At 72.4% G+C, this 8,421-nt stretch carries 9 protein-coding genes; 4 read left to right on the forward strand and 5 right to left on the reverse strand.

What is annotated here, in order from left to right; all coding sequences use genetic code 11:
* Together GA0115240_RS21195 and GA0115240_RS37090 are read right to left on the reverse strand one after the other, a co-directional pair.
* Positions 1–482: DUF2690 domain-containing protein (locus GA0115240_RS21195; protein WP_176725131.1), on the reverse strand; the 482-nt coding region annotated here is incomplete at its 3' end.
* Positions 461–1,045, reverse strand: coding sequence for a hypothetical protein (locus GA0115240_RS37090; RefSeq protein WP_161302349.1), 585 nt, complete (start codon positions 1,043–1,045; stop codon positions 461–463). The genes GA0115240_RS21195 and GA0115240_RS37090, both read right to left, overlap by 22 nt.
* 228 nt (positions 1,046–1,273) lie before the next feature.
* Between GA0115240_RS37090 and GA0115240_RS21205 the strand changes: the two genes are divergently transcribed.
* Both GA0115240_RS21205 and GA0115240_RS21210 read left to right on the forward strand, forming a co-directional pair.
* Positions 1,274–2,323 (forward strand): aminoglycoside phosphotransferase family protein, encoded by a 1,050-nt coding sequence (locus GA0115240_RS21205; RefSeq protein WP_237555071.1) that lies wholly within the window; start codon positions 1,274–1,276, stop codon positions 2,321–2,323.
* Between the two features lie 92 nt (positions 2,324–2,415).
* Positions 2,416–2,901 (forward strand): hypothetical protein, encoded by a 486-nt coding sequence (locus tag GA0115240_RS21210; RefSeq protein ID WP_093738559.1) that lies wholly within the window; start codon positions 2,416–2,418, stop codon positions 2,899–2,901.
* 134 nt (positions 2,902–3,035) lie between these two features.
* Here GA0115240_RS21210 and GA0115240_RS21215 read toward each other — a convergent pair whose 3' ends face one another.
* The 3 genes from GA0115240_RS21215 to GA0115240_RS21225 all read right to left on the reverse strand — a co-directional run bounded on the left by GA0115240_RS21215 (position 3,036) and on the right by GA0115240_RS21225 (position 5,936).
* Positions 3,036–4,625: a M48 family metallopeptidase gene (locus GA0115240_RS21215; RefSeq protein ID WP_093738561.1), complete on the reverse strand. Its 1,590-nt coding sequence runs from the start codon at positions 4,623–4,625 to the stop codon at positions 3,036–3,038.
* A 145-nt stretch (positions 4,626–4,770) separates the two neighbouring features.
* The gene (locus GA0115240_RS21220) at positions 4,771–5,169 is read right to left on the reverse strand and encodes a PPOX class F420-dependent oxidoreductase (protein WP_093738563.1); all 399 of its coding nucleotides are present in this window, start codon (positions 5,167–5,169) and stop codon (positions 4,771–4,773) included.
* 116 nt (positions 5,170–5,285) lie between these two features.
* Positions 5,286–5,936, reverse strand: a complete 651-nt coding sequence (locus GA0115240_RS21225; protein WP_237555072.1) for a TetR/AcrR family transcriptional regulator — start codon at positions 5,934–5,936, stop codon at positions 5,286–5,288.
* Between the two features lie 159 nt (positions 5,937–6,095).
* On the opposite strand from GA0115240_RS21225, the gene hpnH reads away from it, so the two are divergent.
* Both hpnH and GA0115240_RS39350 read left to right on the forward strand, forming a co-directional pair.
* On the forward strand, positions 6,096–7,100 hold the full coding sequence (hpnH, locus tag GA0115240_RS21230; protein WP_093738567.1) for an adenosyl-hopene transferase HpnH: 1,005 nt from the start codon (positions 6,096–6,098) through the stop codon (positions 7,098–7,100).
* A gap of 220 nt (positions 7,101–7,320) precedes the next feature.
* The coding region (locus GA0115240_RS39350; RefSeq protein WP_370673355.1) for a DUF4139 domain-containing protein at positions 7,321–8,421 on the forward strand (1,101 nt) is incomplete at its 3' end.

Raw genomic sequence — 8,421 nt, forward strand, 5'->3', positions numbered from 1 at the left:
GCGCGAGCCGCCGGGCACCGAAGCGGACGGCCCCGGGGCAGCCGCCGACGGCAGGCACGCCGTTTGCCCGACGGCGGTCTGTTCTCATTGGTCACGTCGACCCGGGCGCCGGCGATGACGCAGCCGACTCCGGTGAGCAGCAGGGCGGAGAAGGTCTCGTCGATGTGCCCCATCTTCCAGGACGCCAACGTGGTGTCGGCCGGACGCTCCGCCCATACGGTGACGACCCCGGCCGTGGTGTCGGACAGATCGGTGTCGATCACCGGCGCCGGGTTGAAACGGGCCCAGGCACCGGCGCAGCGCGGGGAGTACACCAAGGTCACCGTGCCCACCTGCGCGCCCTTGGGCAGGTGCCGTCCGCGCAGGACGAGCTGGCTTTGCAGACGGACGGGACTGACCGTCAAGACCGTCTTGTCCGGGGAGCAGCCGACCGCCTGCGGATCGGTGCCGTCCTGCACTCTCAGGGGGCCGCTGCCGGACACGGCAGCCGGCACGTCCGGCTGCGCGCCCCGGGGAAGCCGATCCGCCAGGTGAGACTCGATCCCAGAACGGCCCCCACGAGCACCGCCGCGGCCACCAGCCGCCATCCGCGCCGGGCCCGGCGCGGCTCGGCGCCCCGGGCAGGATCCTGACCGATCGGTGCCGCCCCTTCGCCCGCCGCCGTGGAGGGGGGCCGGCCGCCCAGCAGGTCCACCACGCCCGGCCGCATCCGGACCAGGGCGGCGGATGCCGCACCGGGCGCCCGGGAGGCGCCTTGCGAGGCCGCCTGGGAAGCCGTCTCCAGTTCGGCGGCCGTTTGCGACCACCGCGCCCGCCACCACGACCACTCGCCGTCGCACGCCCGCACGAACTCGCGCGTCACGTTCAACGAGGGCAACTCGCGCCCGGCGGCCGCCGAGGCCAGCGCGCTCTTGCCGACCGAACAACGGCGCGCCATCTTCCAGAACGGCTGGTCGCCCGCGAGGGCGCGAAGGGCCCGCAACTCGGAGGCGAATCGCTCGACCGGCCCGTCCACCGGGTCCAACGGACGCATACGACGACCCATTGCCATCTCCTCACGTCCCCGGACAGCCTTTGTCAGGGCAGTTGCGGATGATGCTTCCGGTTGGACACCGCCGGCTCCAGTCCTTTGACACCACCTGCCGGAAAGAGGCGCGAAAGGCTCGGTCGGCGCCGGACACACCCCGCGGGGGGAATTCGCCCTCGCCAACCCGAATGACCGACAATGCTGGGATCGACCGACGCCTTGGAATCGACCCTGTGGAGCGGCCGGATGCCCGTCGAGGATGTACCGCACAATCGGAACAATGGGGTGAGCGGCGGTATCTGGCGGGAAAACGGCGTCATCCACAAGGTCCTCACCCGTCGTCGCCGGCAGGTGCCGGCCGAATGGTCCTCCTCCGCCGATCCGCGGCACTGGAACTTCTGGCGACGGGAAGCCCTCGCCTACCGGAGCGGTCTGCCCCGGCAGCTCGGCCTGGGCGCCCCGGCGCTCCTGGACACACGCGAGACCGGCGAGGGGGACATCGAGCTGCTGCTGGAGGACGTCGAGGGACGCCACTCGTCGCATCTGTCCGCCGAGGACCTCGCCGAGACCGCCCGGGCGCTGGGCCGAAGCCAGGGCCGCCGCGATCTGCCCGCGTACCCCTGGCTGAGCCGGGGCTTCCTGGCGGACTACAGCACCTCGCGGCCCGCCGACTGGAGCCTGCTGGACGACGACCGGGCCTGGGCCCAGCCGCTCATGGAGGAGCACTTCCCGCACGATCTGCGGCGCGGGCTCCAGCACCTGCACCGCGATCGTGAACGCCTGCTGTCGCTGATGCGCCGATTGCCGCGGACCGTCTGCCATCTGGACGTCTGGCCCAACAACATCGTCCGGCGCCCCGACGGTGAGGTGACGCTGCTCGACTGGGCCTTCGTCGGCGACGGGGCGCTGGGGGAGGACGTGGGCAACCTCGTCCCGGACTCCGTCTTCGACCTGCTCCTGCCGCACCGGCTCCTCGACGACCTCGACGCCAGGGCCACCCGGGCCTATCTGGCAGGACTCGCCGAGGCCGGCTGGACCGGGGACGAGCGTCTGGTCAGGCTCGGTATCTGCGCCTCGGCGGTGAAGTACGACTGGCTCACCGTCAGATGCCTCGAACTGGCCTCGGCCGATCAGCACCTCGACTACGGGGGCGGGAGCGCCGTCCAGGCCGACGCCCGGTACGCGGCGCGAGCGGCCGGCCTGTCGCTGTGTGTCCGCTGGGCTCGCGAAGCGGAGGATCTCGCGCGCGAACTCGGATTTCCCGTGGACAAATCCGGCGCGGGCAATTGTCCATAACCCTTCGCACTGGACAATTCCGCCCCTATACATGGGGCGTTCAGCCGGACACTCACAAGTGCTCCGGAGTCATTCAGGCGACAGGAGAAGACATGAAGCGACGGCTTGTCGGACTGGCGCTCGGCGCGGCCCTCATCTCGGGCGCCGCACTCACACCCACGGCCACGGCGGCGGCCCCGCAGGGCGCCGGCCGCGTGGTCACCCCGCACGGCATTACGGGTGAGCGCTGCTATTACCTCGCTCCGTCCCAGAGCACCAACCGGCTCTGCGTCCAGATCGTCACCGACCTCCTCGGCAACTGGACCGGGGTGAAGACGACTTACCACAAGGACACCCCGGGCACCGTGTCGCTGGAACTCGGCTGGCAGCACACGGACGGCACGTCCGGCGGCAACCGCACCGACTACTACACGATCACCGGACCCACCATGACCTCGCACGAGTGGGACGGCGTCAACCCCAGGGGCTGCATCGCCGGCTCGATGAACGTCCTCGACTCGAGTTCGCCGACCGGCAACGACCACTACGACACCACGAGCACCGACGCGGCCGAGAACTACGGGGTGTTCTGCTCCTGACCGCGGAACTCCGCTGATCCCGCGACGAGCACCGCGCGCCGCACCCCTGGCGAACGGCGGGGCGAGGGTGAGCCGTTGCCGACGGCTCCCCCTCGCCCCGGCCGGCGGTCGCGGTCGCTCCGGCGGACGACGACTCAGACCGTGCCGGCCAGCAGCGCGCGCAGGGGCGCGGTGTCGGGTGTGTCGCTGAGTGCCGCGTCCAGGGCGTCGTCCATCGCCTTCTCCCAGTCGGCGGGCAGGGCGAGTCCGGGTCGCCCCGACCACGCGATGTCGGGGGCGGCGTGCCCGGTCCCGGCCAGGCGCAGGTGGACCATGCCCGCGAGCCCGTCGAAGAGCCTGGGCCGGATGAAGTTGCGCGCCGACGAACCGGTCAGCCGGGATGCCTGCGGGGGCTTGGGCATGCGGTCGGCCACCGCCATCCAGAGCAGGCCGCGGTCGAAGGCGTCCAAGACCTCCTCCAGGCCGGGCAACTCTGCCTCTTCCGTCTTCTCCGCGCCCTGCGCCGCGGTGCCCCGGCGGGCCGGCGCCGCCCCGTCGGCGCGCAGCGCCCTGGCGACGGCGAGCCGCAGCGGCTGGGACCACGCCTCGGCGTCCGCGATCGCGCGGGCCATGACGAGCTCGTCCCAGTCCACACGCCGCAGCCGCGCCGCCTGGTCCGACAAGGTGCGCTGCTCCAGCGCGGCGAACACCTGGTCCGGGTCGCGCAGCAAGGTGAGCGCGGCCGGCTCGTCGCCCGGCCCGTCGGCCCGGCCGTCGGCCGGGAGCTGCTCGATCAGGGCGATCCGTTCGGCGGTGGGCGGGTGCGAGTCGTACCGGTGCGGCCGCGGCGGACGCTGCCCTGCGCTCAGGGCGGCGAGGCGTTCTCCCGGCCGTGCGGCGAGCAGCCGGCCGAAACCGCCGTGCACCTCGCCCACCGGCGGCAGCGCCCCCAGTGCGATGCCCATCTCCGCGTACGTCTCCCAGTAGTGGGCGTACGCGGCGTCGAGGACCGGAAGGGCGCCCAGCGCGCCGGCCGTCGCGTCCCGGCCCGCGTGCCGGGCGGCCACCTGGTCGGCGGCGAGCTCCTGATGGCGGGCCATGGACTGCGAGGTGCGCAGGAACATCCGGGCGTAGCCGACGTAGAGGGCGCCGATCACGTGGTGCATCCGCGTGGTGCCCTGGCTGAACACCTTCACCGTGTGCAGGACCGCCTGCCGGCCGCGCATGGTGAGGCCGCCGAGCCGGGTGTCGAGGTTGCTGTAGTGCCCGAACTCGTGGGCCAGGACGGCGCGCAAGCGCGGAACGCTCAACCCGGCGAGCAGCGGCAGGCCCAGCAGCATGCGGCGCCGTCCGGGCAGCAGCCCCAGCAGCCGGCTCTGTTCCGCGACCCCCGCGTTGACCTCGGCTGTCAGGTAGAGCTCGTCCGGCGCCGGCTCGCCCGTCGCCTCGGCCGCGGCGCGCACCTCTTCCCACAGTTCGGGCTGCTCCTGCGGCGTCACCGCCACGGCGTGCGGAGCCGGGCCGAGGCGCCCGGCCCGCAGGAAGCTGAACATGCCCCGCAAAATCGCGACCGCCAGCAGGACGGTGACGGCCACCACCGCACCCTGGAACTCGGCCACCCGGGAGAACAGCCGCGTCACCACGATCCAGTCGACGGCTGCCATGGCCGCCAGCAGCACGACACCCATCAGATAGAAGCCGGCCAGCAGGACGAGCGCGCGGACGGCGCGCAGCCGGAACGTCATGGAAAGGTCCCCCCACAGGACTCGGCCGACCAGGCAGGTCGGCGGCGCTCGCGGATCTTACCCCCGGCCCCGCGAACACCGCCGCACCAGCCTCCTGTTCGGCCGCTCCACGGTGCGGGGCGCGCCGCGGGAGCGGCCGACCGGCTCAGCGCGGTGCGTGGATGACCGTGTCGACGGCGATGGTCAGCAGGACCCGCGTCTGCTCCTTGCCGCCGAACCAGGGGTAGGGGCCGCCGAGATACTTCTGGGCCAGGTGTTCGATGTGGTCGGCGGCGCCGTCGGTCGTGGCGCTGGTGACGCGTCCCCGTATGGAGAAGTAGCGGGAGGTGTCCTCCGGGTCGGCGATGCTGACGGCCACCCGCGGGTCGCGTTCGACGTTCTTGACCTTGCGGTGGGTGTCGACGGTGTTGATGAGGATGTGCTCGCCGTCGGTGTCGACCCAGGTCTGGGTGAGCTGGGGCGAGCCGTCCGGCATCGTGGTGGCGATGAAGCAGGGGCTGGGCCGGTTGAGCAGCGCGAGGAGTTCGCCGGGCAGGGGTGCCATCGGGGTGTCGCCTTTCCTGCGGAGGGGTGGTCGGTGCACCGTGCCGGAGTCGGCCCGCCCGGCGCAAGCGGCGCGGCAGGCCCGGGCCGCCCGGCCGGCGGCCCACGCCCGGCAGGTCAGCTCCGGTGCGTCGGCCGCGGGGAAGCTTCGAGGCCGGCGAGGATACGGTCCAGCGCCCGGCCGCTGTCCTCACGGGCGCGCGCCTGGTCCTCGGCGCGGGCGATGTAGAGACTCGCCTCGGAGATGAGCGCGGCCAGCATGCGGGTCAGCGGCTGCACCGCCAACTCGTCGATGCTGCCCTCGCGCATCGCCTCGGTGAGCGCCGCGGCCAGCAGGACGTAGCCGTGCTGGTCGACCAGGGAGTCCCACACGGTGTGGCCGAGTACCGCGGGACCCTCGATCAGCACGATGCGCTGGAAGGACGGGTCGGCGCAGGCGTCCAGGAAGGACTGGAAGCCCAGCCGCAGCGTGGTCCACGCGTCGTGCTCCGGATGCGCCTCGGCGCGGGCGGTCTCCTGTTCGATGAGGCGCTGGGCCATCTCCCGGGCGGAACGCTCCATCACCGCCCGGAAGAGGTCGGCCTTGTCGCTGAAGTGGTGGTAGAGCGCGCCGCGTGTCACCCGGGCGGCGGCCACGATGTCCTCCGTGCCGGTGGCCGCGTACCCCCGCGCGGCGAAGAGGTCGCGCCCCGCCGCCAGGAGGGCCTCCCGCGTATCGGCCATGTGCTCGGCTTTTCTGCGCCCCCGGGCGGGCTCGACTCGCTCCATACCCGCATCATCGCGCATACAGCCTGTATGTTGGATGCAGATTGTATGCCGGTGAACAGGTCGTCCTGGCGTCGGACCCGTCCGACGCCGGACGCCCGCGCGCGGCAGCCGGACACGCAGGGGGAAGGACCCCTACGCCAGAAGACGGAGCAGTCGACCATGGCACTTCCGCTCAACCTGACCGTCAAAATCGGCAGCTACCTCCTGAAGCAGAAGCTGCGCGGACGCAAGAAGTTCCCCCTCATCGTGGAGATCGAGCCGCTGTTCGCCTGCAATCTGGCCTGCAACGGCTGCGGCAAGATCCAGCACCCGGCCAGCGTCCTCAAGCAGCGCATGCCGGTCGAGCAGGTGATCGGCGCGGTCGAGGAGTGCGGGGCCCCGATGGTCTCGCTGGCCGGCGGCGAGCCGCTGATGCACCCGCAGATCCACCTGATGACCGAGCAGTTGCTCAAGCGCGGCAAGTTCGTGGTGCTGTGCACCAACGCGGTGCTGCTGCCCAAGCACCTGCACAAGTTCACCCCGCACCGCAACTTCGCCTGGATGGTGCACATCGACGGCCTGCGCGAGCGGCACGACGAGTCGGTGAGCAAGGAAGGCGTCTTCGACCAGGCCGTGGAGGCCATCCGGCAGGCCAAGGCGGCCGGTTTCGCGGTGTACACCAACTCCACGTTCTTCAACAACGACAGCCCCCAGGACGTCATCGACGTACTGGACTACCTCAACGACGACCTCAAGGTCGACATGCTGCAGATCTCCCCCGGCTACGCCTACGAGAAGGCACCTGACCAGGACCGCTTCCTCGGCGTCGAGCAGACGCGGCAGCTGTTCCGCAAGGCGTTCTCCGAGGGCCGCCGCAAGAAGTGGCGCTTCAACCACTCCGAGCTGTACCTCGACTTCCTGGAGGGCCGCGCCGACTTCGAGTGCACCCCTTGGGGCATTCCGTCGTACTCGCTCTCCGGCTGGCAGCGTCCCTGCTACCTGATGGCCGACGGCTACGCGGGCACCTACCAGGAACTGCTCGACACCACCGACTGGGACAAGTACGGCCGCGGCAAGGACCCGCGGTGCGACAACTGCATGGCGCACTGCGGCTACGAACCCACCGCCGTACTGGCCACGATCGGCTCGCTCAAGCAGTCCCTCCGGGCGGTCGCGAGCCGCTGACCGCGCGTCAGGAAGCCGGTCCCGGGGGCCCCGCGCCGGCCGGGACCGGCTGCCCGCCGCGTGCACGCGGGGTGATCCGGTCCCGCCGCCAGGCCCTTCCGTCGCGAGCAGGCTCATGGCCGCCGGCGCGGCCATGAGCCTGCTTCCCGGACTCGGCTAGGGTACGCACGAGTTGCGCCCGGGGTCCGGACGCGGACGGCAGCAGGCAGGAGGGGAAGGCGTGGTGGACACAGGCACGCGCGGCGACACTCCGGGAGAGCTCGCCGCGCCGTCGGCGCTGACATCGGTGGTGGTGCACGCCTCGGGCGCGGTCTGCACGCGCCTGGTCCGGCTCGAGCCAGCGGCGGGCGAAAGCGCCGTCAGCGTCCGGGTCCCCGGTCTGCCCCCGGCCCTTTTCGAACATTCACTGCGCGCCCGCGTGGTGTCGGGACCGCCCGGTCTGCGCGTGACGGACATTCGCCTGGACTTCGGCGCGACGCTCCGGCGCGGCGACGAACTGCCCAACGTGCGGCTGGATCTGGAGGACGCCGAGGACCGGCAGTCCCGGCTGCGCGACCGGCGCGACCGGCTGGCCGCCGAGATCGAGGAGGTGGCCGGCTTCCGGGCCGAGCCCCCGCAGCCGCGGCGCGGCGACCCGCCGCGCTGGGCCCCGGTGGAGTCCATCTTGACGCTGGCCGGCTTTGTCGACTCCCGACTGGCCCTGCTGCACCAGCGGTTGCGCACCGCCGAGGAGGAACTGGCCGCGGCCGACCACGACGTGGACGTCCTGTGGCACCGGCTCGACCAGGCGTCCAGCGCGCTGAGCACCGACCGGGCCCTCCCGTCGGTGTCCGCGGTGCTGACACTGGCGCCGGGCGCGCGGAACGCGGCGTCCCCGGCCGGCGAGTCGGACGAGGCGGATGCCGGGCCGACCGCCCAGGCCACTCCGACCGCGCAGGCCGCGCAGGTCACTCCGGCCGCCCGGACCGCGCCGGCCGGGGAGGGCGCCGCGGCTCCCGTCCCCGGGGCCGAATCCACGCCCGTCGCCCTGGAGTTGGAGTACCAGGTGCCGGGCGCCGCCTGGGCCCCCGTCTACCAGCTCCGGCTGAACGGCCGCAGCGGCGCCGGCACGCTCGTGCTGCGGGCCTGCGTCGCCCAGCGCACCGGCGAGGACTGGACCGGTGTGCGGCTCGGGCTGTCCACCGCTGATCTGCTGCGCAGCGCCGGTCTGCCGGAGCTGCGGTCGCTGCGGATCGGCCGCAGCCAGCCGGAGCCCGCGGCATCGAGCTGGCGGGAACCCCGGCGGGGCTGGGGAGTTGTTCGCGGGTTACGACGCCGCCGC

It is taken from the genome of Streptomyces sp. DvalAA-14 (genome assembly GCF_900091855.1).
GTDB lineage: Bacteria > Actinomycetota > Actinomycetes > Streptomycetales > Streptomycetaceae > Actinacidiphila.

Excerpts from the sequence above, each read along its gene's own strand:
- GA0115240_RS37090 (WP_161302349.1), bottom strand. The coding sequence starts at position 1,045 with ATGGGTCGTCGTATGCGTCCGTTGGACCCGGTGGACGGGCCGGTCGAG.
- GA0115240_RS21205 (WP_237555071.1), top strand. The coding sequence starts at position 1,274 with ATGCCCGTCGAGGATGTACCGCACAATCGGAACAATGGGGTGAGCGGC.
- GA0115240_RS21210 (WP_093738559.1), top strand. The coding sequence starts at position 2,416 with ATGAAGCGACGGCTTGTCGGACTGGCGCTCGGCGCGGCCCTCATCTCG.
- GA0115240_RS21215 (WP_093738561.1), bottom strand. The coding sequence starts at position 4,625 with ATGACGTTCCGGCTGCGCGCCGTCCGCGCGCTCGTCCTGCTGGCCGGC.
- GA0115240_RS21220 (WP_093738563.1), bottom strand. The coding sequence starts at position 5,169 with ATGGCACCCCTGCCCGGCGAACTCCTCGCGCTGCTCAACCGGCCCAGC.
- GA0115240_RS21225 (WP_237555072.1), bottom strand. The coding sequence starts at position 5,936 with ATGGAGCGAGTCGAGCCCGCCCGGGGGCGCAGAAAAGCCGAGCACATG.
- hpnH (WP_093738567.1), top strand. The coding sequence starts at position 6,096 with ATGGCACTTCCGCTCAACCTGACCGTCAAAATCGGCAGCTACCTCCTG.